Annotated in this window: 20 protein-coding genes and 1 pseudogene; 6 read left to right on the top strand and 15 right to left on the bottom strand. The window is 62.0% G+C overall.

Translation table 11 applies throughout. From position 1 onward, the window contains the following. Both AC30QB_RS10315 and AC30QB_RS10310 read left to right on the top strand, forming a co-directional pair. A partial coding sequence (locus AC30QB_RS10315; protein WP_489546123.1) for a hypothetical protein occupies window positions 1-502 on the top strand: 502 nt, incomplete at its 5' end. A gap of 305 nt (window positions 503-807) precedes the next feature. After that, window positions 808-1,890, top strand: a complete 1,083-nt coding sequence (locus AC30QB_RS10310) for an acyltransferase family protein (protein WP_489546122.1) — start codon at window positions 808-810, stop codon at window positions 1,888-1,890. Window positions 1,891-1,933: 43 nt separating this feature from the next. Here the strand turns inward: AC30QB_RS10310 and AC30QB_RS10305 are convergent, their stop codons facing one another. Further along, window positions 1,934-3,217 carry a right-handed parallel beta-helix repeat-containing protein gene (locus tag AC30QB_RS10305; protein WP_489546121.1) on the bottom strand — a complete coding sequence of 428 codons (1,284 nt, stop codon included), beginning with the start codon at window positions 3,215-3,217 and terminating at the stop codon, window positions 1,934-1,936. A gap of 185 nt (window positions 3,218-3,402) precedes the next feature. Between AC30QB_RS10305 and AC30QB_RS10300 the strand changes: the two genes are divergently transcribed. Then, window positions 3,403-4,818 (top strand): MBOAT family O-acyltransferase, encoded by a 1,416-nt coding sequence (locus AC30QB_RS10300; RefSeq protein WP_489546120.1) that lies wholly within the window; start codon window positions 3,403-3,405, stop codon window positions 4,816-4,818. 11 nt (window positions 4,819-4,829) lie between these two features. Beyond that, complete coding sequence (locus tag AC30QB_RS10295; RefSeq protein WP_489546119.1) at window positions 4,830-5,915, top strand: hypothetical protein; 1,086 nt, start codon at window positions 4,830-4,832, stop codon at window positions 5,913-5,915. A gap of 12 nt (window positions 5,916-5,927) precedes the next feature. Here the strand turns inward: AC30QB_RS10295 and glf are convergent, their stop codons facing one another. Then, window positions 5,928-7,049 carry a UDP-galactopyranose mutase gene (gene glf / locus AC30QB_RS10290; protein WP_489546118.1) on the bottom strand — a complete coding sequence of 374 codons (1,122 nt, stop codon included), beginning with the start codon at window positions 7,047-7,049 and terminating at the stop codon, window positions 5,928-5,930. A gap of 300 nt (window positions 7,050-7,349) precedes the next feature. On the opposite strand from glf, the gene AC30QB_RS10285 reads away from it, so the two are divergent. Continuing rightward, window positions 7,350-8,435, top strand: coding sequence for a glycosyltransferase (locus AC30QB_RS10285; protein ID WP_489546124.1), 1,086 nt, complete (start codon window positions 7,350-7,352; stop codon window positions 8,433-8,435). 41 nt (window positions 8,436-8,476) lie between these two features. Here the strand turns inward: AC30QB_RS10285 and AC30QB_RS10280 are convergent, their stop codons facing one another. The 12 genes from AC30QB_RS10280 to AC30QB_RS10225 all read right to left on the bottom strand — a co-directional run bounded on the left by AC30QB_RS10280 (window position 8,477) and on the right by AC30QB_RS10225 (window position 20,652). After that, window positions 8,477-9,436, bottom strand: coding sequence for a glycosyltransferase family 4 protein (locus tag AC30QB_RS10280; RefSeq protein ID WP_489546117.1), 960 nt, complete (start codon window positions 9,434-9,436; stop codon window positions 8,477-8,479). A gap of 155 nt (window positions 9,437-9,591) precedes the next feature. Then, on the bottom strand, window positions 9,592-10,956 hold the full coding sequence (locus AC30QB_RS10275) for an oligosaccharide flippase family protein (RefSeq protein WP_489546116.1): 1,365 nt from the start codon (window positions 10,954-10,956) through the stop codon (window positions 9,592-9,594). Window positions 10,957-11,066: 110 nt separating this feature from the next. Beyond that, a complete protein-coding gene (locus AC30QB_RS10270) occupies window positions 11,067-11,927 on the bottom strand; it encodes a 2OG-Fe(II) oxygenase (protein WP_489546115.1) in 861 nt (286 codons plus the stop codon). Window positions 11,928-11,957: 30 nt separating this feature from the next. Continuing rightward, window positions 11,958-13,538 (bottom strand): O-antigen ligase family protein, encoded by a 1,581-nt coding sequence (locus AC30QB_RS10265; protein WP_489546114.1) that lies wholly within the window; start codon window positions 13,536-13,538, stop codon window positions 11,958-11,960. 1 nt (window position 13,539) lies between these two features. Then, the gene (gene xrtB, locus AC30QB_RS10260) at window positions 13,540-14,442 is read right to left on the bottom strand and encodes an exosortase B (RefSeq protein WP_489546113.1); all 903 of its coding nucleotides are present in this window, start codon (window positions 14,440-14,442) and stop codon (window positions 13,540-13,542) included. 8 nt (window positions 14,443-14,450) lie between these two features. After that, window positions 14,451-15,362: a chain length determinant protein tyrosine kinase EpsG gene (gene epsG / locus AC30QB_RS10255; protein WP_489546112.1), complete on the bottom strand. Its 912-nt coding sequence runs from the start codon at window positions 15,360-15,362 to the stop codon at window positions 14,451-14,453. Next, window positions 15,359-16,786, bottom strand: coding sequence for a chain length determinant protein EpsF (gene epsF / locus AC30QB_RS10250; RefSeq protein WP_489546111.1), 1,428 nt, complete (start codon window positions 16,784-16,786; stop codon window positions 15,359-15,361). Before epsF ends, epsG begins: the two co-directional genes overlap by 4 nt. Window positions 16,787-16,795: 9 nt before the next feature. Further along, window positions 16,796-17,605, bottom strand: a complete 810-nt coding sequence (gene epsE, locus AC30QB_RS10245; protein ID WP_489546110.1) for a polysaccharide export protein EpsE — start codon at window positions 17,603-17,605, stop codon at window positions 16,796-16,798. Next, window positions 17,602-18,567: an EpsD family peptidyl-prolyl cis-trans isomerase gene (locus AC30QB_RS10240; protein WP_489546109.1), complete on the bottom strand. Its 966-nt coding sequence runs from the start codon at window positions 18,565-18,567 to the stop codon at window positions 17,602-17,604. The genes epsE and AC30QB_RS10240 overlap by 4 nt, the downstream gene beginning before the upstream one ends. Window positions 18,568-18,849: 282 nt before the next feature. Continuing rightward, the gene (gene ubiE / locus AC30QB_RS10235) at window positions 18,850-19,581 is read right to left on the bottom strand and encodes a bifunctional demethylmenaquinone methyltransferase/2-methoxy-6-polyprenyl-1,4-benzoquinol methylase UbiE (RefSeq protein WP_489546108.1); all 732 of its coding nucleotides are present in this window, start codon (window positions 19,579-19,581) and stop codon (window positions 18,850-18,852) included. A gap of 14 nt (window positions 19,582-19,595) precedes the next feature. Continuing rightward, entirely contained in the window at window positions 19,596-20,012 is a 417-nt protein-coding gene (locus tag AC30QB_RS10230; protein WP_489546107.1) for a gamma-butyrobetaine hydroxylase family protein, read from the bottom strand. A 178-nt stretch (window positions 20,013-20,190) separates the two neighbouring features. After that, complete coding sequence (locus tag AC30QB_RS10225) at window positions 20,191-20,652, bottom strand: HIT family protein (protein ID WP_489546106.1); 462 nt, start codon at window positions 20,650-20,652, stop codon at window positions 20,191-20,193. 67 nt (window positions 20,653-20,719) lie between these two features. Between AC30QB_RS10225 and AC30QB_RS10220 the strand changes: the two genes are divergently transcribed. After that, window positions 20,720-21,700 (top strand): Bug family tripartite tricarboxylate transporter substrate binding protein, encoded by a 981-nt coding sequence (locus tag AC30QB_RS10220; RefSeq protein WP_489546105.1) that lies wholly within the window; start codon window positions 20,720-20,722, stop codon window positions 21,698-21,700. 37 nt (window positions 21,701-21,737) lie between these two features. On the opposite strand, the pseudogene AC30QB_RS10215 reads toward AC30QB_RS10220, so the two are convergent. Next, a pseudogene (locus AC30QB_RS10215) lies at window positions 21,738-24,950 on the bottom strand (DUF3400 domain-containing protein); the annotation flags it as partial. Window positions 24,951-25,022 lie beyond the last annotated feature (72 nt).

Genomic DNA, 25,022 nt, shown 5'->3' with positions numbered 1-25,022 from the left:
GCGCAACAACACCTTCACCAACAACTCGGTGGTCGCTGGGGTGTGCCGCGGTGGCAACGTGACCGTGCACGGCCAGTGGGATGGGCTGCTGATCGAAGGCAACACCATCACCCAGGCGGCATCGTCCGAGGGCTGCTGGGGCTTCAGCATCACCCCGGGCTACGCCAACTCGGCCGAGTGGTTCCGCAACACCGTGGTGCGCAACAACACCATCACCAACCTGGGCGGCTGCGCGGTTTGTGTCATCTCAGCACCGGGCATCATGATCGACAGCAACAAGATCTTCAACAGCCAGGCTGCGCAGATTGCAGTGACCGTGAGTTCGCCTGGCGAGTCCAGCGACGACGCCGGCCTGAGCCCGACGGTGCTCAACAACACCGTGTGCTTCACGCAACCCAACACGAGCAGCGCTCCAGTTGCCGTGCGTGTGGCAGGTGGCTTGGTGTCGGGTACGGTGTACCGCACCGGTGTTGATGCCACCACCGGAGTTTGTGCTCGCTAAACAGCCGCAGCAAATTTTGCTCGGTTGAGTTGCTCAGCATCTGCTGAGCAGACCGCCCCGGGGGGCAGTGCCAACGCACTGCCCCCCGGGGTCTTTTGGGGGCCGAGCATGTCAACGCGCCCCTTTGCTTGGGGGGCGGATCGCCTTGAGGTGCGAGGGCACAATACAGGCCTCCTGCGACCCAGAGCGGTACCCGTGACCGCGTCGTATGCCGTCCGGCCTCGCCAGAAACGATCGAAAAGATTCCACTGGTGGGCATCACCACTGACGCAGGCGGCACCACACCTCGTTGGAGAAAACCTCAGATGAACTTGCCTGCCACGGCGACAAGAATTCCGGCTTTGGATGGCTGGCGCGCGATCAGCATCTTGATGGTGGTGTGGGGGCACCTCATCAACTATCGCTTCGGCACGGGTGATTTCTCGCTGGTGGCAGGCTACTTGGCCGTGCTCGGCGTCAAGGTCTTCTTTGTCATCAGCGGCTTGTTGATCACCGGCCTGGCACTGAATGAAGAGGCCGCCACCGGAACGCTGTCGATCAAGGGCTTCTACCGCCGTCGCGTGTTTCGCATTCTTCCGGCGTACTTCGTCTACCTCTCGGCAGTGTTGGTGCTTTCACTGACCGGCATGATTCAGCAAGATCCCGCAGGTGTGGCCAAGGCCGCGGTGTTCGTGTGCAATGTGCCCAGCATCGACTGCGGTTGGTTTGCCGGGCACTCCTGGTCGCTGGCATACGAAGAGCAGTTCTATCTCGTGTTTCCACTGCTGTTCCTGTTGACCCCGCGTGCACGCAAGGCAAGCCTCTTCACTACCGTTCACTTGGCATTGGCCGTCTCGCCTCTGTTGACGCTTCTCTTGCTGCCAAGCTCTCCAGCCTGGGAGTCCTTCCGTGTGCTGGTGAGCAACTTCGGCTGCATCTCGGCGGGCGTGTTGTTTGCCTGCCGCCGCGAACAGCTGAACACGCTTGGCTTGCGCCACCATCGCTTGGTCAGTTCCTGCGCAGTGCTATGCGTGTTGGCGTGCGTCGCGCTTGCAAGCGGCAGACTCATTCACCGCGGAGCTGATCTGCGCAATGCCATTGAAGCCATGGTGCTGCCCATGGCCATCGCCTGGCTGATTTACCAGACCACGGTGCGGCATGGCCGCGTCACCGCTTTCCTCGATCTGCCGCTCGTTCGCTACGTCGGAAAGATCTCGTTCAGCCTCTACCTTTGGCAGCAGATGTTCACAAGCCCAGCGTCTTTGGGTGAACTCTCGCTGTGGTGGTTGATTCCTGCAGCGATGGTGTCATACCACTTCATCGAGCAACCGATGGTCAGGCTAGGCCGCAAGAAGGGTCTGGCTGACGACAAAATGCCCACTGCTGCGACACCCCTCGAAGCTCGATGATGAGCTCTGCGCGGAGCTGATCCGCCGCCAAGCTCGCCCTGGGCTAGCGCGCACAAGGGCCTGTGTTTGCTGCCGCACCCGTGCGGTAGACGGTTCCACTTTCCACGCCGCCAGCCACGCGCAGGACAACCGCTGCACTGTTCGCGTTGGGTTGGGTGAGGCACACGATGTTGTTGCGCAATACCGCCTTGGCACCGGCATCATCGCGGGGGTCGGCCGGCGGAGCCACGATCACGCCGGTATGGGAAACCTGGTTGTTGAAGATGCGATTGCCCTCAATCACGATGCCCGGCGCCGAGATCACGCATATGGCGCAGCCGCCCAGGTTGGTGATGGTGTTGTTGCGCACCACGGTGTTGCGGAACCACTCAGCAGAGTTGGCATAGCCCGGGGTCACGCTGAAGCCCCAGCAGCCTTCGGACGACGCTGCCTGGGTGATGGTGTTGCCTTCGATCAGCAGCCCATCCCACTGGCCATGCACCGTCACGTTGCCACCTCGGCACACCCCAGCGACCACCGAGTTGTTGGTGAAAGTGTTATTGCGCAGCACGCCGTTGCGGCCTTGCCCGCTCAGATAAATGGCGTGGTTGAAGTTGCTGCCGGATGCGTTGTTGTTCGCGAAGGTGTTGCCTTCGATCACAAGGTCAAAGGCATCTCCGAGAAATCCCATCTCCGAGTTGTGATGGATGTTTGAGTTGCGCAGCGTCAAAAAGGTGTTGCCCGAGGTGCCTGTGCTTTGCGAGTGCACGCCAATCAAGAAACCGGTGATCTCCAGGTTGTCGAGGGTCACGTTGCGCACCTCGGTGCGCAACCAGACGCCCCAGTCCGCTTTGCCCACGCCATCGAGCTTCAGGTTGCGAATGGTGTAGCCGCCATCGTTTTCCACGTCAGCATGCTGGCCGAGCTGGAAGGCGACGATGAAGCTCGTGGCTTGCAGCCATGGCCGCTCGGTACCGCCCCAGGAAGGCGCGTAGCTGTCGAACACGATGGGTTGCGTGGGCGTAGCGTTCAGGTTGCGCACGATGGCCGAGAAGCCGGTCCACACGCCCCCCTTGGCGAACAGCAGCTGAGTGCCGGCCGGCAACGCGTTGAGGTCAAGGCCGTTCAGGTTTTGCTTGGGGGTTGCGGGGTTGGTGCCTGCATGGCCATTCTTGCCGGCGACGCACGCGGCATGGGCTCCGCTCTGGCAGTCTGAGAAGTAGTACACCGGCGGGGCCGCCCACACAGGGCCGCTGCACAAGCTTGCGCCCAGCAGGGTGAGCGAGGCCAGCAGCAGGCGGTTCGCAGGTGGGGAACCAGCCGCAGGCTTGGCAGGTGCACAGCTCATGAGCGCCTCCGAGAAAAGGGATCTCATGGTAATGCCGCGTGCCCGCGCAGCACCCCCTTGCGTGAACGAGTACGCGCGCGCCCCCCGGACCCAATGGTGGTTGCCACCCAACGAACCCGCTACGATCGCCGCCACTTGCGCCGGCCTGCCGCGTGGGTTCCCTTTCGAATCATCACTCCCGCGGCATGAACTTCGCCTCACTGCAGTTCGTCTACTTCCTGGTCGCCGTCTTCGCCATCTACGCCATCCTGGCGCGGCGGCACGAACTGCAGAACCTGCTGCTGCTGGGCGCGAGCTACTACTTCTACGCCTGCTGGGATGTGCGCTTCTTGCTGCTCATCTGGCTGGTGACGGGTGCGAGCTTCCTGACCGGCCGCGCTGTCGGGCGCATGGGTGATCGAACGCAGGCGAAACGCTGCGTCATCGGCTACGCAGTATTTGCGCTGATGGTGATGAGCTACTTCAAGTACTTCAACTTCTTCATCGGTTCTGCACAGACGCTGCTCGTCGCCGCAGGCATACGCGTCAACCCGATCCACCTCAACATCATCTTGCCGGCGGCCATCTCGTTCTATGTGTTCGAGTCACTGTGCTACGTGATCGAGATCTACAAGGGCCGCCTGCCGGGCACCACTCAGCTCAGGCACTACGCCTTGTTCATCGCCTACTTCCCGAAGCTGGTGGCAGGCCCGATCGAGCGGCCTGCGGTGCTCATTCCACAGATTCAAAAGCCGCGCAGCATCACCGAAGAGTTCATCACGCGCGGGCTGTTTCTCATCGTGCTGGGCCTGTTCAAGAAGATCGTCGTGGCCGACGGCCTGGCACCCACGGTCGATTCAGTGTTCAACCGCACCGCCACGCCAGGTGCGCTGGACATCATGCTTGCCAGCTATGCATTCGCCCTGCAGATCTATTGCGATTTCTCGGGCTACACCGACATCGCCCGCGGCGTGTCCAAGCTCTTCGGCATCGAGCTGAGCCTGAACTTTCGCTTCCCCTATTTCTCTTCGAACCCGAGCGAGTTCTGGCGACGCTGGCACATGTCTTTGTCATCGTGGCTGCGCGACTACCTCTACATCCCCCTGGGCGGCAACCGCCTGGGCGCCACGCGCACCAAGATCAACCTGATGATCACCATGCTGCTGGGCGGCCTGTGGCACGGGGCGGCCTGGAACTACATCTTGTGGGGCGGTTACCAGGGCGCCCTGCTGGTCGTGCACGGTTTCTTCAAGAGCAGCCGCTTGCAAGGCTGGCGCGCCGTCGTGCTGCGTGTGCTCGCCACGGTCGTCTTCTTTCAGTTCGTCTGCTACGGCTGGCTGCTGTTTCGGGCACGCTCCCTTTCGCAGATCTATGACTACTCCAAGGCGCTGCTCACCGGCCCCTACGATCTGAGCGTCACGCTCGCCCGGCCACCGTTCGCAGCCCTGCTCGGGGTGGCGGTGCTCGCGTTCTACGACCTGGCCGCTTATCGCAGCGAGCGCGCCACCTTCTACCGCGCCTGGCCCGCGCCACTTCGCGCCGGTCTTTATGCGGTGTTCATTTTTCTCACCCTGATGGGCCTGGCCAATGCACGCAGCGCCTTCATCTACTTCCAGTTCTAGGGCCGGCTGACATGCGTTTATCGACCAGTGCGCGCGTGGCGTTTTGGGTCATCGCCTGGCTGGCGTTGATCGACTTCGGCGTCAACCTCGCATTCCCCCCCAAGGCCAATGCCTCACAAGCCTCTGGCCTGCAGCGCTACTTCGAATACGGCCGATCGGTTGAGGGCAAGCTCGCGCAGGCCGTGGCCGGCAACCCCGCCGATGCGCCCATCCTCAGCGCAGGCTGGATCGACGACAAAGCCTTGCAGCAAGTTCCCACCGAAACGCCTGCCGCAAGCAACCTCTCCGTCACCTTGTACGGCCAGTCGTTCACCTTCAACGCCACCAAGGAAGCGGCGCGCCTTGATGGGCATATCGCGCTGCGCGGCGTGGGCGGGCCGGGCGCGCCACCCAACCACTCGTATGCCGCGTACAAGGCCGATGCGCCCTACCGCAAGGCAGACGTGGTCGTGTTCGGTATCTTGTCGTCGACCGTGGGCCTGATGGGCTCTATGTCAGGCCTGATCTGGATGTTCGAAAGCCCCGCTCCCTTCACTTTCCCACGCTATCGGCTGAACGGCGAGCAACTCGTCGAAGAGCTTCCGGCCATACACCGCGAAGCCGAGTTTCGCGACGCATTTGCAAGGCGTTCGCCGCAATGGGCGCAATTCAGAACCCAGCTGCGCACCAGCGACCGCGGGTACGACCGCTTCACCTTCGACGAATCGATTGCCGACAAGTCGTCAGTGGTGCGCCTGATGCGCCGCGGCTGGGTGGCGCACAACCAAAGCTACGACGAGGGCGTGTACACGCCCGGCGTTGGTTTCAACACCCGCTCGGAAGAAGTGCGCGTGCTCAAGGCCATGCTGCTTGACATGGCGGCGCGCACGCGAGAACGCAACGAACGTTTGCTGGTGCTGCTGTTGCACACCAAGGGCCAGGGCAACCACCTGCATGCAGCGTTGAAAGACACGCTCCAAAGTGCCGGCATCGACTACGTCAGCACCGATTCGGTGTTCTCGGCCAACGACCCGTCGAACTTCGTGGCCGACGGCCACTACACCGAATCAGCCAACGGCTTGCTTGCGAAAGCGGTGCTGGCCAAGCTGCGCCGCTGAGCGCAGGGGCGGTCAGCGAGCGGCGGCTGTGGCGACCCACTGGCGCACGGTATCAAGTGCGGTGCGGATGGTGACGTCCATGTCCATGTAGCGGTAGGTGCCCAGCCGCCCCACAAAAGTGATGCCGCTCTCGGCCTTGGCGCGCGCCATGTACCGGTCGAGCATGGTGTCGCCTTGCAGCTGGTGCACCGGGTAGTAAGGGATGTCGTCTGCGCCGCAGGCACGACTGAACTCGCGGTAGCAGACCGTGTTGGCATGCTCTTCCCAGGGCGAGAAATGCTTGTGCTCGGTGATGCGCGTGTAAGGCACCTGCTCTTCGCAGTAATTCATGACGGCGCAGCCTTGGTAGTCACCCTGGGCGTTGAAGCGCTCGAAGTCGAGCGTGCGGTAAGGCAGACGCCCCATGTCGTAGCCGTAGAAGCCATCGACCGGGCCGGAATAGAAGACATGGGAGTAGGCGTCGAACATGTCGCGGCTCATGCCGGTGTTGAGCTGAACCGAAATACCCGGGTGGTCGAGGATGTGTTCGACCATCGCCGTGTAGCCATCGGCCGGCATGCCCTGGTGGCGGTGCGCGAAGTAGTTGTCGTTGTAATTGAAGCGCACCGGCAAGCGCTTCAGGATGCTGGCCGGCAAGGTGGTCGGGCTGACGCCCCACTGCTTGAGCGTGTAGCCCTTGAAAAACGCCTCATAGAGCTCGCGCCCGACGAAGCGCAAGGCCTGCTCCTCGAAGCTTTGCGGCGAGGTGATGCTCATGTCGGCCTGCTGCTCGATGAAGGCCTGCGCTTCCTTGGGAGACAGGGTCTTGCCGAAGAATTGGTTGATGGTGTGCAGGTTGATCGGCAAAGAAAACACCTGCCCGCCGGTGGTCGCCTTCACGCGGTTCACGAAGGGCTTGAAGGCCATGTAGCGGTTGACGTAGGCCCACACCTCGTCGTCGTCGGTGTGGAAGATGTGCGGGCCGTAGGCATGCAGCATCACACCGGTTTCGGCGTCTCGCTCGGTGTGGCAATTGCCGGCCACGTGAGGGCGCCGCTCAAAGATCTCGATGTTGTGGCCACGCTCGGCCAGCTCGCGTGCAATGACCGCGCACGACAGGCCCGCGCCGGCCATTCCAATCTTCAATTTCTTCATCATCGAGCTCCAATTGCCTCAGGCGAGTTTAGCGGCTGCCACTCTTTCAAACGGTGCTCGGCAAGCGCGTTTGATCCCCGCACTTGATGGGTATCGAGCACAGGCTCGCTTTCTATAATCGACCGCGCGCCCTCGTGAGGGCACCTGTGACCACCCCTCCTCCACTTCCCCGGTGCCCGCATGTCGTTCATGAACAGAAGCCCGCGACGGGTCTGGAATTTCCACCCCACCTCCTTCGCGCTTCGCGCTGCCCACACGAGCTTACGCAAACTGACGCTGGGCGGGCCCAAACCCGTGCGCATGCTGCTGGTCAGCGATGGCGCAGCACACACGAGCGAGCAGCAGTTCGCACCCATCGGGCGTCATGCCGGCTTGTTGCGTGAGCGCCTGGGCGTGGTGGCGCAGTACCGCAAGCTGACCGACGCACTCACGATGGACGCACGCGCCCTGTCGCGCTTTGATGTCGTGGGCTTGAAGCTGCTGTTCCAGACCCCCATTGCCGAGGCCGAGCGCATTGCCCGCCACTTTGCCGGCGCCCTGGCAGGCACGGGCACCAAGCTCGTCTACTTCGATGGTGATGACGACCTCAACATTCAGTACCACGGCGTGATCTCCGCCGTCGACCTGTACGTCAAGAAGCACGTCTTTGCCGACGAGACGGCCTATCAGAAGCAATACCTGGGCAAGAGCAATCTCACCGACCACGTGTCACGCGAGCATGGCTTCTCGTTTGCCGACAACGTCATTTCCACCTCAGGCGGGCTCGATCGCAGCGAGCTGCACAAGCTGCACCTGGGCTGGAACATCGCGCTCGACGACAAGATTTTCGATCTCTCGCGCCGCATGGGCGACATGCCCAAACCGAAGCGCGACATCGACATCTCCTGCCGCGCCTATGTGCAGCCGAGCGTCTGGACTCACGCCTTGCGCAGCACGGTACTCGAACGCATGGAAGCCCTGTCGGGTCGCTTCAGCATCCTGGCGCCTCGCGACCGCGTGTCTCAAGACAAGTACTACGAAGAGATGCTGCGCAGCAAGATCTGCGTGAGCCCTTTCGGCTTCGGCGAACTCTGCTGGCGCGATTTCGAGGCCATCCTGTGTGGCTGCCTCTTGGTCAAGCCCGACATGGGCCACGCCAAAACCTCGCCTGACCTGTTCGTGCCAGGCGTCACCTACGTTCCCGTGAAATGGGACTACAGCGATCTTGAAGCGCAGTGCGTGCGCTACCTGAACAACGACGCGGAGCGCCTGGGCATCGTCGAGCATGCACGTGAGATGCTGCTGACCAGCCTGGAACCCGACTGGTTTCTCGACAGATTCGCGGGCCTCTTGTCGCGATTGAAGCTCGGCTCACCCGCAGGCGCCTCACAGCTGGTGGACGCCTGAGTTCCAGCAAGCCGCACGCACGACAGGCGCGCAAACGTTCGTCAGGCCGCCTTCAAGCCGTGGTTCTGGCGAGCTGCTTCCAACGCCGCTTCAAAGAGCGCAGAAGAGCGGTCCCAGCTGTAGCTGCGAGACGTTTGATGGGCGTTGTCAGACATGGCCCGCCATGCTGTCGTGTCGAGGGACAAGCACTTCATGGCTGCATCGGCGACTGCTTGCACGTCATCAATCTCGGCGAGGTAGCCGTTCACGTCGTCGCGGATGGCGTCCAGCGGCCAGCCCACGCGGGTCGAGACCACAGGCGTGCGGCAACCCATGGCCTCCATGGCGGGCAGGCCAAAGCCCTCGCTACGACTCGTGCACAACCAAACATCGCAGCTTGAGTAAGCCTCGCGCAGCTGCTGGGCGCTCGGCATGTGGCGAAATTCGATGCTCTCGAAATCCGCCAGCCCCATTGGGATATGCGCACCGAACGACACCACGCGCAGCTCGGGCAGCCGTGACCTCATGATCCGAATGGCAGCCAGCGCAACCTCGGTTCCCTTGACGGCGCCCGGTGCGTACATGAAACCCACGGTGGGCACACGCTGCTTGTCGCGCGGCACGGCATCGAACACCGTGTGATCGATCGAATTGGGTACGAGCACCGCTGTGTGGTCACCGTAGGTGTCTTGCATGATGCGGTTCAACCAACCAGACACCACGATCTTGAAGAATGGCATGTGGTACGTGGCGCTAGACCGCTCCACAGGTAAGAAGTCGAAGACTTCATGGCCCTGCACGAAATAGACCTTGTTTCCCTTCTGAGGGCTTAGGGCATTGACCCATTCGGCGGTTTCCCACCAGGTGGCCACTATCAAATCGGCATCGGGAACATCGCTGTCGGTGATCGGCGTGTGATCGACCATGCGGATGTCCAGGCCCAGGCCTTCATAGTGCGAAGGGTTGCCATAGTGTGGGTCCCACTTGCCGGTGGCCCACAAACTGCGCAGTCGTTTTCGCAACGATGCCGGCCTTAGCCGCGGTGCCACGACGGTCACCTGGTGCCCGCGATCCGACAACATCTTGGCGTGGGTCGCGATGATTCTCGACCCACCAGAAAGATCGAGACAGGCACTGATGAAGGTGATTCGCATACCGGGCTGGCGAAGAGATCGCCTCAACGATGAAAGAGAGAGAGCAGTTGCACCAGCAGCCAGCCGGCCGCCGCACCGCCGAGCAGTGCCACAGGCATGACGATGTCATTGCGCAGATGGTTCAAGCGCTTCTGAGCCCGAAACCATATCGCCAGGGGCCAGTGCGCAAACTGGCTGAGCACGATGGCCGCCAAGGCGCCGTCCATGCCTGCGAAGGCATGACCGATCGGCAGGCCCACCACCAGCACGACAACGCGCGGGAAGATGGCCGCGGCCAAGAGTGAAGGCCGCCCCGTTGCAACATAAATCTGCTCAACCACCAGGAAGCGCACCCCGATGGAGCCAATCACCAGAACGCGGAAGATGTGCCCTGCGTCGTGATAGCGCGCGTCATACAGCAGAGCCACGATGGCATTGCTGGCAACGAACAGCAGCCCCCCAACGACCCCGACGCAAGCATCGGTGGCCTGCTGAAACTTGCGGTAGGTCTTTTCGAGATCTTCCGGGCGGTCACGCACGACCTCGCTGAAGGCCGGGTAGATCACCTTGCCCAGCACCGCTGAGAGCACCGAAGGCGCAATGGTCGCAAGCCCGAAGGCAATCGAATACAAGCCAAGAGCCGCGCTGCCAATCAATCCGCCTAGCAAGATGCGATCGCCATTGGAAGACACAAACCCCAGCAGGGAAGACACCAACACCCACTTTCCCTTGCCGATCAGCTCCTTGACCGCTTCAGGCTCCAACCTGAAGCGTGCTCGCGGCCCTTTCAGCAAGCTATGGGTAAAGATGCATTGCAAAGTCGCCGTGACGAGACCACCAATCACCAACGACCAGATGGAGCGCGTGACAAAAGCTGCGGCAACCATGATCACAAGCGAGATCACCTGCACGCTCAAGTCCACGATCGACACTGTCTTCAGGTCGAGGCTTCGTTCTGCGAGCTTGCCGTTGATCGACACGAAGCCCCAGATCACCATGCCGAAGGTGGACACCGCCAGCAGCAGAGGCAGCCTGGCATCGTCGTAGACCGTGCCTGACGCGAAGACGTGATGCGCTTGGCTCACCACGAGAGCGATGGCTATCACCAGGCCGACCAGCCACACCGCAACGCCGCGAATCACCTGCAAGGTCCAAGCGGTGTGCAGGAAATCTTCATCTGCACCACGCTCGCTCTGCACGATGATGGTGCCGGTGCCGATATCGGAAAGAAGCCCAAGTGCCAGCACGATGGTGGAGATCACAGCCATCAGCCCGAAGGCCTCAGGCATGAGAAAGCGGGTCAGCGCGAGATTGCCGAGCAGACGGATCATCTGACCCAGCACATGCCCACCACCGGCCCATGCGCTTGCGCGAAAACTTCGGCGCCTGAGAGAGAGTTGAGCTGTCATCGGGAAGTCAATAAAAAGAGAGTGTGAGCATCAGCCCACGGGCTTCCTGACGCCGCAGGAGGCAGAGAACCATCCTGCAATGGGGTGGCCACCGCGAAGTGCGACCCGCTTCAGCGAACCAAGCGGCGCTTGACGGCGTAGACATAGCGCAGCAGTGCGGGCGGCACCCACTGCCGCAGGTGCTGGTCAAAACGCAGGGCGCGCGCTTCGCGCTTGGTCTGCACGTTGTCTGTGGGTCGGGCGTGATAGATCGTTGAATTGCCAGGCACTTCGAGGTGAATGGCATGCGAGGCGGTGTAGTAGTACAGCGCAATCGACTTGCGCGACACACCGTCAGGCGCGGTCAACTCATCGGGGTGACCGTGGTACGAGTCAGCATCGGTGTTGAAGACCACCGCGCGGTTGAAGAGCGGCGAGACGGCATGCACCTTTCCCGTCATCTTGCGATCCCACAACTCGAGTTGGCCGCCATATTCATCGGGCCAATTTTCGTTGAGGTAAATGATCACGTTGAGTCTGCGATGCAAGTGCAGCTTCTCGTTGATGCGGAAATCGGCATGAATGCCGAGCTTGCCGCCGCGGGTCGTCTCGTGATAGCCCCCTCCCGCAAAATGTGGGTCTGCAATAAGCCCCTCGATCGCGGTGAGCCCTTCCAGAAACTCGATCATTGGCTGAGAGTTGAAAAAGTTGAACATGGCCCTCGCCTGGCCATTGCAGTCTTCGGGGAAGATCTGGCGCTTGTTCTGGCCCGCATAGCCGATCTCGAACAGCACGTCGGACTTCAGCTTTTCCTTGGGGAAATGATCCAGCGCCAAACGTGCAACCGCCTCGGGCAGAAAGTTCTCGAGCACGATGTGCGGGAACGGCTCTGCAAAGCAGTACGCCGCAGACAAGCTTTCGCCTACCGCTCGCGCCTGTTTGGCATCCATCTTGAGCCCGTCTGTCGTGTCGATCGGCAAGACTGCGTTCATGTCATCTCCTCAGTTTCTGGGTATCTTGTTTTAGCGCCGGCCTGGCGCTTGGCCATGCCCGGGGGCCCATTGCTGCTGTGGCCTGTTCACCTGTGCCGCTGGCATCGCCGCACCGCGCGCGAGGCTTTCGCGCACCAAGCGCAAGTAGCCCACACCCATGCCAACAACTGCAAGGTAGACAAAGGGAATGGCCACGATCGCCGCCACGGTGCCAATCGTCACCAAGATGCCCACGATCGCCGCAAGCAAGGCCCGGCCGAGAAAATGCAGTTCGTCGTTCTTGTCTGGCAGCAGGTACAGCGCGCGCAAGATGCCGAGCATCACCAGAAGGAACGGCATCGCGAACAGTGTCAGCCCCACCACGCCCGTGGCCATGGCGATGCCCAGGTAGGCGTTAACCATGTCGATGATGCCGTCGCTGCCGCGCATCTGCTCCATGTCCGGGTGACTCATGTAGTCCAGGGCGCCGAAGAACGGGAAGTGCGACAGCACGCCCAGCGACACCTCCACGAGGCGCTGACGAAAGTCGACGTTTGCCGACTCCACGGTGCCGATGAACGGGAGATAGTCGATCATCTTCTGGCCTTGCTCGGTCGACAGCGCAATCGGAATTAGCAACAAGCTCCACAAGCCGACCTTGAGTACCTTGGAAGCCACCTTCGGCCCGGTGACCATGATCACCACGCCCATGGCTGCAGCGCCCACCCAGGGCCCGCGCGACATCGCCGCCACCAGCCCGACGGACAAGCCCAGCCACAGCAGAAGCGCGGAGCGATTGTTGGTGATGGATTTGCGCAGAAAAACCATCATGGCAAGCCCCACGACCATGAAGTAGCCGAGCGCAATCGGGTGCCCCGCCGACACGATGGCTCGCACGGGGCCACCATCACCGCGACCGAGGTAGCCCCCGAAACCCCAGCGACCCTGCCCCATCGCCACTTCGAGCCCGTTGTAGAGCAGCCAACTGCGAACAAACTCGAATGCAGCCAAAGGGCACATGATGAGCAGCGCCACTACGAAGGACATCAAAGCATCGCGATAGTCGCGCAGATTGCGCAGCGCCCGGCTGGCCACGTAGTAGGGCAGAAAGACGTCGAGAAAGCCGTACACCGAGATGCGAAACAAGTTTGTCATCGTCGTCGCCAGCATCTGCAGAATGAACCACAACAGCATGTAGGCCAGAACGAACTTGTCTGTCGTCGTGCGGCCAAACGGCTCCACCTCGGGCTTGGCCCGCAGCGCCCAATAGGCCGGCAAGAGCAGCACGATCGACATCCAGCGCATGTGGTCGAAAACCAGCAGCCTCTCGAACACACCGAGGCCAGGCACCTCCACTTGAAACAGCGGGATGGCGAACAAGATGAAAAGGTACAGAGAAAATCGGTTGGAGTCGCGCGCGCCGGCAATGGCCATCATCGGCACGCTGATCACCACGAAGAGCCAATAGTTGTGCGAGAGAAACGCAATCAATGTGAGTGACACCCACAAGGTGGCACGGCGCTTGTAGTCCAGCGGGTTGATGGCCCGCTCGCAGGCCACGGGCCGCACCCACCACAACACGGCCAGCGCTACCGCAAGGATGACAACCAGCGCGCGCAGATGCGTTGGCATGTCAGTGACCCCCTTCGACGCCGGCCGCGGGCATGTGCCGCTTGGACCGCAACACCGCAACAAGCAAACCGTCCAGCGCAAAGAAGATGCCCAGCGCCACCAGCATCAACACAACACCCGCTGCGCCGTGCAGGAAGCCTTGCCCCGCCTCATCTCCGAAGTGGAAGGTGATGAGCACGAGAATGATGACGCGCACGATGTTGGCCACGAAGGCAACTGGAAGGATGGCCCCGAGCATCAAGGCGTTGTGCAACCGGCTGGCTCGCCCCATGACGTACATGTACAAAGTGCCCAGCGCTGACAAGCTGAACATCGAATGCAGGCCGGAGCATGCATCGGCCACCAGCAGTTCGTATTGCCCGATGGTCATCATCACGCCAGAGCGGGCGATGGGATAGCCAACAGCGTGAAGAACTGCTTCCACGATGCCCGAGATCCAGTGCTTCACCACCCCGGTCAGAGCATCCACCAAAGTGCCGGGCAGCGGGATCAAAAACACGAGGTACAGCACTGCAAACCAGACCACGCCCAGCGCCGAAGGGCCTCTGAACAGAAGCAGTGCGCCGGCGATCACAAAGACATGTGATGCGAACTCCGCGCTCGAGATGTTTAACACCCGACCGAAGACGTAGATCAACATACCCAAGGAAAACAACGCCCATCCCAGGGCAGGCGCCGGTCGCACCGTGGCCGCGGCAAGAGCATGTCGTTTGCTCCAGAACAACCAGATCACGACCGCCAGAATGATCGGGCCGTGGCCGTTTTCATCTGATTGCCAGATCGCGGTAGGCCCGACAGCTGCAGCCCAATAGACCGGCAGGTACATGAAGGCGAAGCCGGCCAGCAAAACCCACCAGACAGCACGACTGGGAGCGGCGCCAGCCCAACCGAGTGGTGTGGTCAACACTCTGCTCACTCCTTGGCGCGCTTCGGAATCTTGGCAGCTGGCACTTCGTTGAGAACCGAACCCACAACAGTGACGCCGGAGTACATCAAACCCTGAACCATGTCGGAGAAGGCAGAAGCCCGGGTTTGCGTGCTGCGAGCAACAGCGAGCGCGGCGCCGGTGCGCATGGCGATCAGCGCGGCGTCTTCACCCACCGAAAGCGCCGGCGTGTCGATGATCACCATGTCGAACATCGCCCGCATGCGAGCCAGGAACTCGACGAAGGTGCTCCGGCTCAGCAGTTCGAGGGGATTCGGAGGCACCGGGCCGGCCGACAACACGTACAAGCTGGTCAGGTCGGTGATCCGGATGATGGCTTCGTCGCGAGCGCGCCCCGATAGCAAAGTTGACAGACCCGTGCTGTTCTTGAGCTTGAACAGTTCATGCTGGCGTGGCGTGCGCAGGTTTGCATCAATGAGCAGCGTGCGCTCACCCAGCTGTGAAAACACCACGGCCAGGTTGGCGGCCAGGTAGCTGCGCCCCTCGCCGGGCTCTGCTCCCACGACTGTCAGGATCTGGCGCTGGTCGGCTTTGTCGTACCAGCGCAGCATGAGTTGGCTTCGAATGGCACGCATCTGCTCCACCGGCGGGCTAAATGGCTGGTAGGCGGCGATGACCTCTTCGCTGATCGGCTTCTTGTCGCTGCTGATGCGCAGGTAACGGTAGGAGTACTGGCGCGAAAGCGCGTACTGAACGTCTGCTTCGGTGAGCAGACCCAGGCGTATGGCTGCTTCGCCGAAACGCAGGTTCTGCTCCTTTTGCAGGCGCAGGATGTGTTCGGCGTCTTCTGGTTTCAGCTGGCCGCTGTCCAGCAAGATGGCCCCTATCGACCGGCTCGCGGGTGGCGGCTCCGTGACCGTTGAAACGTTCATCTTCATGGGGTATGCCCTGGCTGCAACGGCAACGCCAACGGCGCAGCGGTGGGGCGACCTGGCAAGAGCTGGCGAAATACGGGTCGCTTGGAGTCCGCAGGTCTCAACACGCCCAGCACGGGCACGCCGGCCGCCACCAGCAGGTCTTCAGGGCCGCGAATGCGGCGATCTAGAAATTCGAGGCCCACTGCGATGCCCAAGCCGAGAATCAAACCGGCCACGACAGCAGCACCGATGTTCTTTTTGACATTCGGGCGCGAAGGCTCCAGTGCCTCCACCGCAGGCGTCAGCAAGCGCACCTCGGCCTGCGTGTTGCGGCTTTCCAGATTCAGCTGGCCCACGCGCTGGCTCACCGTTTCGAAGGCCCGCTTCGCAGTCTCGACATCACGCTGCAAGATGATGATCTGGTCGCGCTCGGAGCTCAAGGAAAGCAGCTTGCGCTTCTGTTCATCAGCCAAGCTCCTCAGCTCTTCTACCTTCTGTGAACTGCTGCGGCTGACCACATTGGTACCGCCCGAGACGCGGCCCATTTCGGTAGCAAGTTGGCGCTTCAACTGAGCGATCTGCGCTTCCAGTTGAATGCGCTGCGGGTGATTAACCCCCACCACGATGCTGATTTCAGTGAGCTTGGTCTCGGCAGCCGCAAGTTGTGATTTGATGCCTTGCACCGCAGCGCTTTGCTGCACATCGGGCGACATGTCAGTGCCCGTGTTGCGTTGGCGCGAGCTCGCTTCAACTCGTTCTATCTGTGCTGCCCCCAGTTGCTGGTTCAGCAAATTCAAACGGGCCGTTTCCTGATCCAGCCGATCATCGGAGATGACGATGCCCTTGTCTTGCTGGAATTTCGACAGCTTGGCCTGCGCTTGCTCCAGGCTGACGCGCAGGTTCTTGGTCTGGTCATCAAGCCAGCTTGCAGATTGGCGCGCAGGCTCAACCCGAAGTTCGACCGAGACTTCCATGTAGGCCTGCGCAAAGGCGTTGGCTGCCGCAGCGGCGAACGCTGCGTCCCGTGAAACAAAGGTGAGCGTGATCAGGTTGGTCCCGCGCGAAGGCTCGACGGTCAAGCCAGCCTGTACAAAGGTTGCGAAAAATCGCTCCAGTGGGATCCTGCCCTGAGTGGCGTCGCGCCACTGCTTCACCGCAGACGCTGACTTGTCGAGACCCAGGATCTGCACGACGCGCGTCGCCACGCGATCGCTCTTCAGTATCTCGATCTGTGTTGACAGGTAGGCCGGCGCAAACAAATTTGGCGACATCGCCCCTAATATCGGGTCTGGCCTGAGATCCAGCACCATCGACGCATCAGCCGTGAACTGTTTGGGCAAGAAGAACACGGTGACAACCGTACCGACGACCGTGCAAAGCATCAGCGAGGCAATGATCAGCCACTTGCGGGCCAACACAATGCGCAGGAATTGGGTCAACGTCATGTCGGGCTCTTAGAAAACCGATTCGCGAACCGTGATCACGTCTTCCCGTTCGATCGGGTCGTTCATCTTCAGTTCGAGCACTTTGAGCTCACCCTTTTGGTTGCGACGATGTACCCGCATGCCGCGCTCCGTGCCACGCTGCGTCAGGCCACCAGCTTGAGCGAGTGCCTGCAAGACCGTCATGCCACGCTCCAAACGGATGGCGCCAGGACGCGACACTTCACCGTAGAGATAAACGACCGGCGCGCGATCCACGTAGATGATGTCGCCGTTGGCAACCGCGATGTCAAGCTCGGCTCTGCCGGCTTGCATGATGGCAGGCAGGTCGATGTCGTACTTCACCGGCTTGCCGTCTCGCGTGCCGACCAGGGTCACCACATCACCGCCGCCCGGAATGACCCCACCCGCGGCTGCAATCATCTCGGACACCTTGCTGTTGGCGATTTCAATTGGATATCGACCCGGCCGCCCAACCTGGCCCAGGATGGAGATCTGGGTACTGCGCACCTGTACCACCTGCAAGCTGACTTGGGGCTTCAGCACGAAGCCACCATCGCGCAGCAGCTTGGCGATGCGCTCTTGCGCAGCAGACACGGAGGCACCACCCAGTGACACGGCGCCGATCAGGGGAAATGTGATCTGGCCCTGCTCGGACAAGCGGGTCTCAAGCGTGAGGTCCGGGTTTTGGTAGACGTTGATGCGAATGACATCGCCGGCCCCCAGCAAGTGCTCAGCGACCGAAGGCGCAGGCTGTGCCCAGGCCACCGAACACAGCACCAGCGCGAACAAACTAGCCGAGAAGAACCTGATGAATTTCACTTCAACCCCTTCAACGCGTTCTCGAGCATCACACCACTGGCCGGTGCAGCAGCACCTGTCGGCACCGGCAACGGGGCCGGCGGTGGATCAGCAGCAAATTCGCCCACGTACTCAATCTTCGCCGCTGCCCTGAGCGCAGCCAGGTCATCTCTGATGGCCTTCTGTCGACGCTCGTTCAGCAAAAACTGCTCGATGGCCGGCTTGGCCTTTTCTTCTTCAACAGGCAGGCTGCGCGAGCTCACCAACACCATCACTTGCGCACCAGTGGGCGTCTGGTTGAATGTCCAATCGCCATCTTTCATGCGCGCAAACCCTTTCAGGCGATCAAGCGGCAATTGCTCGGCCGGCGTCGTCCCCTGCCGCGCAGAGACTTTGATGCCTTGGGCCTTGAGCGTGTCAAGAAACGCGACCGGCTCCTTGGCGCCCTGCAGCTTGGCCTTGATGCCATCAAGCTGCTCAGCCGGAGCTTCGATGCTCAGCTCTTCGAGGTTGTAGACCCGGCGCTCGGTGAACAAGGCCGGATGCTCGTCGTAGTACTTTTTGATGTCTTCGCTGGTCGGCCGTGCGACGCTGGCGCTGATGCGATCAACATAGGCGCGCGCAATGATCTCGCGCTTGGCAGCTTCGATCTGGCGCACCACACGCGGGTCGCGATCGACTTTCTGGTTCTGAGCCTCTTGCAACGCCAGCTCCTGCTCGACCAAGCGGGCCAGCACCTGACGGCTGGCAGACGCCGCTTGTGCGGGCGGCAGGCCTCGCTGCTGCTCGAGCGCCAGGTTGATCTGGTGAACGGTGATCTCCTGGCTGTTGACGCGCGCAGCCGCCTGCGTGGCGACCTTGTCTTTTTTCTTGTCGCACGCTGCCATCATCAACACAAACGAGAGCACCATCACCAATGCGGCAATGCCGCGGCCTCGGGGCTTCGCGTGCGAGTCAATGGCATAAGGGGATGTTGCGAGCATTCGAGCGTCTTCCGTCGCTGTCAATCAAGGCATTACTGGCGGCCAAATTCGGCGTGTGCCGACCCGGATTCAAGCGCTGGATGAAGCGCGCCGGGCCTGATGAGATACACCCGGCCTTCAGGCCACCTTCAATCGATCGAGTGTACTGGTGAAGCATGACGGCAACGCCTCCCCCGACTGAGGGGCAACCGCTCTGAAACAGCGCTAGTTCGTGAACAATTTTTGACCTGCGCGCTTAGATCTTTGAACCGCTTGTAGTTCCCCTGCAAATGAGGGGTCAGCTCAGCACTTGATGCCCACGTGCAACGCCACTACCCCGGCGCTCAGGTTGTGCACATCCACATGGCCGAAGCCGGCCCTTTTCATCATGGCCTTGAGCTCCTGCTGCCCAGGGTGCATGCGGATGGATTCGGCCAAGTAGCGGTAGCTGTCGGCGTCGCCGGCCACCAACTGGCCGATGCGGGGAAGTACCTTGAAGGAATACCAGTCGTAGGCCTTGGACAGCGGTGCCGCGACCTTCGAAAACTCCAGCACCAGCAAGCGACCGCCGGGCCGCAGCACGCGGCACATCTCGGCCAGCGCCTTGTCTTTGTGGGTCATGTTGCGCAAGCCGAAGGCCACGCTGACCAGATCGAAGCTGCCCGTGGCAAACGGCAGCGCCTCGGCGTCACAGATAGACGTGGGCAAGGCCAGCCCGTCGTCGAGCAGCCGGTCACGGCCCTGGTGCAGCATGGCTTCGTTGATGTCGGTGTGCACCACCGTTCCGCGTGGGCCGGCTTTCTTGGCGAACGCGCGTGCAAGGTCACCGGTGCCGCCGGCGATGTCAAGCACCTTGTCGCCTTCGCGCACGGCCGCCACCGCCACGGTGTAGGCCTTCCAGGCGCGGTGCAGGCCCATGGACATGAGGTCGTTCATCACGTCGTAGCGTGATGCGACCGAGTCGAACACGCCGCGCACATGCTTGGACTTTTCGGTCTCGTCGACGGTCTTGAAGCCGAAGTGGGTGTCGCTCATGAAAGCTCCTCGGGTCAGGGGTGGTGGCCGCAGCCAGCGGCTGGCTTCTCGGCCATGGCTTCATCACGGCTGGCTCCGGCGGCCTGCAGCCGGGCTTCGTACTGCCGCCACAGCTCGGCCTCTTGCGAGCCCAGGAAGTGAAGATAGTCCCAGGAAAAGATGCCGGTGTCGTGGCCATCAGAGAAGGTGGGCTGCACCGCATAGTTGCCCACCGCGGCCAGGGCGGTCACTTCGACAGCGCGCTTGCCGGTCTGCAGCACTTCTTGCCCCGGGCCATGGCCTTTCACTTCCGCCGATGGCGAGTAAACGCGCATCAACTCGAACGGAATGCGGAACAGCTGCCCGTTCGAAAACGCCACCTCCAGAACGCGCGACTGCTGGTGCAGGGTGATGGCGGTGGGCTGTGGGGTTTGCGCGGTGAGTCCTGACATGGTGTGCGGGGGATAGGGTGGAAGGCAGTGTAGCCAACCCCCCACGCCACTACTCACAGGGGGACGGCGAGCCGGCGCCCAGTTGGCCTATGCTCTAAGGTGAACACCTAAACAAAGGTAGGGAGCCCCATGACCACCCTGCCCGACAGGGTCGCGCTCGGCCATGGGGCACTGACCCTCAGACAGTGTTGATCGCCGTCACGATGGCGGCATCCAGCTCATCCAGGCTGCACGCGAGACGGCCCGCAGCCGCGGGCTCAACCTCACGCTGGCGCGCACCCCATATTGGCTGCGGGAAGTGACTGTCCCAGTGGAAACGCGCGACCACATGCCAGTGCAGGTGCGGCACCATGTTGCCCAGTGCCGCGAGGTTGACCTTGGTGGGTTTCAGCCGCTGGAGCAGCACCTGCTCCACGGTGCTCACCAGCTGCATGCAGCGCTGGCGCTGCGTTTCTGGCAGGTCAGAGAACTCGGGCAAGTGCTGGTGGGAGATCACCCGGTAGAAAGCGGGAAAGGCGACGTCGTCAACACGAATCACACGCCATGCCTCACCGGCCCACACCAGCCTGCCGCCGGCTTGCTGGCACAGCTCGCAGCTCGGCAGCGCGTTCGAGGCAGGGGTAAAGATCGGCGTTGTCATGGGCGGGATTATCGCGGCCACCCTCGATAAGATGCGGCCCACCCCATCGCCCTGCGAGCACCTCACCATGACTGCACACGCCCTGCCCCGCCGCCTGTTCGGCCTCGCCATTGCGGCCACCTTGATCGCACCTGCCATCGCGCAAGCGCAGGCTTGGCCCAACAAGCCGGTGCGCTGGGTCGTCGCCTACCCCGCCGGTGGTGGCTCGGACTTCCTGGCGCGCCAGCTCGCGCCCCAGCTCGGCAAGCAACTCGGCCAGACCCTGATCATCGACAACCGCCCCGGTGCCGGCGGCATCATCGGCACCGACAACGCGGCCAAGTCGGCGCCCGACGGCTACACCATCGTCACGGGTGACAACGGCGCGATGGTGTTCCACAGCGCCATGTACAAGAAGCTGCCCTACGACCCGAAAGACCTGGTGCCGGTGGGCTTCATGGCCAGCTTCCCGCTGATCCTGGCGGTCAACCCGAACTCGGGCTTCACCAGCGCCAAGCAGCTGCTCGAAGAAGTGAAGAAGAACCCAGGCAAGTACAGCTATGCATCGGCTGGCATCGGCAGCCCGCACCACCTGTCGATGGAGCTGCTGAAAGACCGCACCAAGAGCTTCATCGTGCACGTGCCCTACCGCGGCACCGCGCTCGCCGTGCAAGACGTGATCTCGGGCCAGGTGCCCATGATGGTGCTCGACACGGCCGCCGGTCTGCCGCAGATCCGCGGCGGCAAGATCAAGGCGCTGGCGGTGATGTCGAAGAAACGCATTCCTTCGCTGCCCGACGTGCCCACGCTGGACGAGGTCGGCATCACGGGTTTCGAGGTGATGGCATGGCAAGGTCTTTTCGTGCCCAAAGGCACGCCGGCCGACATCGTCGCGCGCCTCTCGGCCGAAATGAACAAGGCCATCACCACGCCCGAAGTGAAGTCGCGGCTGGAAGACTTCGGCCTTGAAGTGACACCAACGAACGGCCCGGCACTCGCCGCGTTCGTGCAGAAGGAAACCACCTTTTGGCATGCGCTCATCAAGGAACGCGGCTTGTCTGCAGAGTAAAGCGGTGTAAGAGCCCGAGCGGGTTGGTGATGGGCGCCTAGACCAACACCCGCTCGATACCACCCTCGTTGGCCTTCTCCACATACTCGGGCATCCAGTCGGGCCCGAGGATCTGGTTGGCCATCTCGACCACGATGTAGTCGGCTTCGAGCAAGCCGTTGTTGAGGTCGTTGCCGTAACGGGTGAGGCCCTGCAAGCAGCTGGGGCACGAGGTGAGTATCTTCACGTCGGCTTTGGCTGCAACTGCGCCTGTCGCACGCAGCTTGGCCTCGTCGCGGCGCAGCTCTTCTTCCTTGCGGAAGCGCACCTGCGTGGCGATGTCGGGCCGCGTCACGCCCAGCGTGCCGCTCTCGCCGCAGCAGCGCTCGCTCTTGAGCACGTTGTCGCCCAGCAGCGCCTTTACCGTCTTCATGGGCTCTTGCAGCTTCATCGGGCTGTGGCAGGGGTCGTGGTACAGGTAGCCGCCAGCACCACTCAGGGTGATGTTCTTCTCCAGCAGGTACTCGTGGATGTCGATGATGCGGCAACCCGGGAATATTTTGTCGAACTGGTAGCCCTGCAGCTGGTCGTAGCAGGTGCCGCAGCTCACCACCACCGTCTTGATGTCCAGGTAGTTCAGCGTGTTGGCCACGCGGTGAAACAGCACCCGGTTGTCGGTGATGATTTTCTCGGCCTTGTCGAACTGGCCGCTGCCCTTTTGCGGGTAGCCGCAGCACAGGTAGCCCGGCGGCAGCACGGTCTGCACGCCGGCATGCCACAGCATGGCCTGCGTGGCCAGGCCCACTTGCGAGAACAAGCGCTCAGAGCCACAGCCCGGGAAATAAAACACCGCCTCGGTCTCGGCCGTCGTGCTCTTGGGGTCGCGAATGATCGGCACGTAATTCTTGTCTTCGATGTCCAACAAGGCGCGCGCGGTCTTCTTGGGCAAACCACCGGGCAGCTTCTTGTTGATGAAGTGGATCACTTGCTCTTTGATCGGCGCGGTGCCCACACTCGACCTGGGCGCGGCCGTCTGCTTCTTGGCCAGGCCACGCAGCAGGTTGTTGGCGATGCGCTGTACCTTGAACCCCACGTCGACCATGCCCATGCGCAGCAGCTTGATGGTCTCGGGGTTGGTGGCGTTGAGCATCATCATCGCCATCTTGTTGCCAGGGCGGAAGCTCTTCTTGCCCATCTTGCGCAAGAGGTTGCGCATGTTCATCGACACGTCGCCGAAGTCGATGTCCACCGGGCACGGGCTCAGGCACTTGTGGCACACGGTGCAGTGGTCGGCCACGTCTTCGAACTCGGCCCAGTGCTTGATGCTCACGCCGCGGCGCGTCTGCTCCTCGTACAAGAAGGCCTCGACCAAGAGTGAGGTGGCGAGGATCTTGTTGCGCGGGCTGTACAGCAGGTTGGCGCGCGGCACGTGCGTCGCACAAACCGGCTTGCACTTGCCGCAGCGCAGGCAGTCTTTCATCGAATTGGCGATGTCACCGATGTCGCTCTGCTGCATGATCAGTGACTCGTGCCCCATCAAGCCAAAGCTCGGCGTGTAGGCGTTGGTCAGGTCAGCCTTCAGCGCTGAATCTCGCAGCAGCTTGCCTTTGTTGAAGCGCCCTTCCGGGTCGACACGCTGCTTGTATTCGGTGAAAGCCGAGATCTCGTCGTCGGTCAGAAACTCAAGCTTGGTGATGCCGATGCCGTGCTCACCCGAGATCACGCCATCGAGGCTGCGCGCGAGCTTCATGATGCGGGCCACGGCCTCGTGCGCCGTTTGCAGCATCTCGTAGTTGTCGCTGTTGACGGGGATGTTGGTGTGCACGTTGCCGTCACCGGCATGCATGTGCAGCGCCACCCACACGCGGCCGCGCAGCACTTCCTTGTGGATGCGCACGCATTCGTCGACGATGGGCTTGAGCGCCGAGCCGGCGAAGATGTCTTGCAGCTTGGCGCGCACTTGCGTCTTCCACGACGCGCGCAGCGTGTGATCCTGCAGCCCGACGAAATAACTGCGGCCGGTCTGCGCATCTACTGCGTCGAGGTCGTTCAACCACAGCTGCCACAGCGCGCGCACGTCTTGCAGCAAGCTCAGCGCCTGCTGCACGCGGTCTTCCAGCAGCTCGGCCGAGGTGATCTCGCCAGCGGCATCGCTCTTGCCCAGCGGCAGGTTGCCCTTCTCAAAAAAGGCCTGCAGCGCATCCAACAGCGCCAGCTTGTTGCGCAAGCTGAGCTCGATGTTGATGCGCTCGATGCCGTTGGTGTACTCGCCCATGCGCGGCAGCGGGATCACCACGTCTTCGTTCACCTTGAACGCATTCGTGTGCTTGCTGATGGCCGCTGTGCGCTTGCGGTCTAGCCAAAACTTCTTGCGCGCATCGGCGCTCACCGCCACGAAGCCTTCACCAGCACGGCTGTTGGCAATGCGCACCACCTCGCTAGTGGCACGGGCCACCACGTCGGCGTCGTCGCCAGCGATGTCGCCCACCAGCACCATCTTCGGCAGCCCGGAACCGCCGGCGGTTCCGTTGACATTCGCGCGTTTGCTCTTGGTCGCGTAACCCACGGCCTTCAGGTAGCGGTCGTCCAGGTGCTCCAGGCCGGCCAAGATGGCGCCGCCCGCCTTGGCCTCGGCGAACATGAAGTCTTTGATCTCGACGATGGACGGCACGGCGTCGTGCGCATTGCCGAAGAACTCCAAACACACGGTGCGCGTGTGCGCCGGCATCTTGTGCACCACCCAGCGTGCGCTGGTGATGAGGCCGTCGCAGCCTTCTTTTTGAATGCCCGGCAGGCCGGCGAGGAATTTGTCGGTGACGTCTTTGCCCAGGCCTTCCTTGCGGAAGGTGCGTCCAGGAATGGCCAGCGTCTCGGTGCGCTCCAGCACCTTGCCCGAGGCGTCGAAGTACTTCAGCTCGAAGGTGGCGACGGCAGCGTCATGAATCTTGCCCATGTTGTGGTCGACACGCGTCACCTCCAGCCACTTGGCCTCGGGCGTGACCATGCGCCACGAGGCCAGGTTGTCGAGCGCGGTACCCCACAGCACGGCCTTCTTGCCGCCCGCGTTCATGGCGATGTTGCCGCCTATGCACGAGGCTTCGGCCGAGGTCGGGTCGACGGCAAACACGAAGCCCGCACGCTCGGCCGCGTCGGCCACGCGCTGCGTGACCACGCCGGCTTCGGTCCAGATGGTGGCCACGTCGCGGTCCATGCCGGGCAGGCGCAGGTGCTCCACCTCGGTCATGGCCTCTAACTTCTCGGTGTTGATGACCGAGGTGGAGCACCTGCGCCTGCCCGGCATGGACCGCGACGTGGCCACCATCTGGACCGAAGCCGGCGTGGT

The sequence above is a fragment of the Rhizobacter sp. genome (assembly GCF_046595475.1).
GTDB lineage: Bacteria > Pseudomonadota > Gammaproteobacteria > Burkholderiales > Burkholderiaceae_C > Rhizobacter.
This window is presented reverse-complemented; position numbering and strand designations above follow the sequence as displayed.

Bases quoted from the DNA above. Each gene is read 5' to 3' on its own strand.
- AC30QB_RS10310 (WP_489546122.1), top strand. From the start codon at position 808: ATGAACTTGCCTGCCACGGCGACAAGAATTCCGGCTTTGGATGGCTGG.
- AC30QB_RS10305 (WP_489546121.1), bottom strand. From the start codon at position 3,217: ATGAGCTGTGCACCTGCCAAGCCTGCGGCTGGTTCCCCACCTGCGAAC.
- AC30QB_RS10300 (WP_489546120.1), top strand. From the start codon at position 3,403: ATGAACTTCGCCTCACTGCAGTTCGTCTACTTCCTGGTCGCCGTCTTC.
- AC30QB_RS10295 (WP_489546119.1), top strand. From the start codon at position 4,830: ATGCGTTTATCGACCAGTGCGCGCGTGGCGTTTTGGGTCATCGCCTGG.
- glf (WP_489546118.1), bottom strand. From the start codon at position 7,049: ATGAAGAAATTGAAGATTGGAATGGCCGGCGCGGGCCTGTCGTGCGCG.
- AC30QB_RS10285 (WP_489546124.1), top strand. From the start codon at position 7,350: ATGCTGCTGGTCAGCGATGGCGCAGCACACACGAGCGAGCAGCAGTTC.
- AC30QB_RS10275 (WP_489546116.1), bottom strand. From the start codon at position 10,956: ATGACAGCTCAACTCTCTCTCAGGCGCCGAAGTTTTCGCGCAAGCGCA.
- AC30QB_RS10270 (WP_489546115.1), bottom strand. From the start codon at position 11,927: ATGAACGCAGTCTTGCCGATCGACACGACAGACGGGCTCAAGATGGAT.
- AC30QB_RS10265 (WP_489546114.1), bottom strand. From the start codon at position 13,538: ATGCCAACGCATCTGCGCGCGCTGGTTGTCATCCTTGCGGTAGCGCTG.
- epsG (WP_489546112.1), bottom strand. From the start codon at position 15,362: ATGAAGATGAACGTTTCAACGGTCACGGAGCCGCCACCCGCGAGCCGG.
- epsF (WP_489546111.1), bottom strand. From the start codon at position 16,786: ATGACGTTGACCCAATTCCTGCGCATTGTGTTGGCCCGCAAGTGGCTG.
- AC30QB_RS10240 (WP_489546109.1), bottom strand. From the start codon at position 18,567: ATGCTCGCAACATCCCCTTATGCCATTGACTCGCACGCGAAGCCCCGA.
- ubiE (WP_489546108.1), bottom strand. From the start codon at position 19,581: ATGAGCGACACCCACTTCGGCTTCAAGACCGTCGACGAGACCGAAAAG.
- AC30QB_RS10230 (WP_489546107.1), bottom strand. From the start codon at position 20,012: ATGTCAGGACTCACCGCGCAAACCCCACAGCCCACCGCCATCACCCTG.
- AC30QB_RS10225 (WP_489546106.1), bottom strand. From the start codon at position 20,652: ATGACAACGCCGATCTTTACCCCTGCCTCGAACGCGCTGCCGAGCTGC.
- AC30QB_RS10220 (WP_489546105.1), top strand. From the start codon at position 20,720: ATGACTGCACACGCCCTGCCCCGCCGCCTGTTCGGCCTCGCCATTGCG.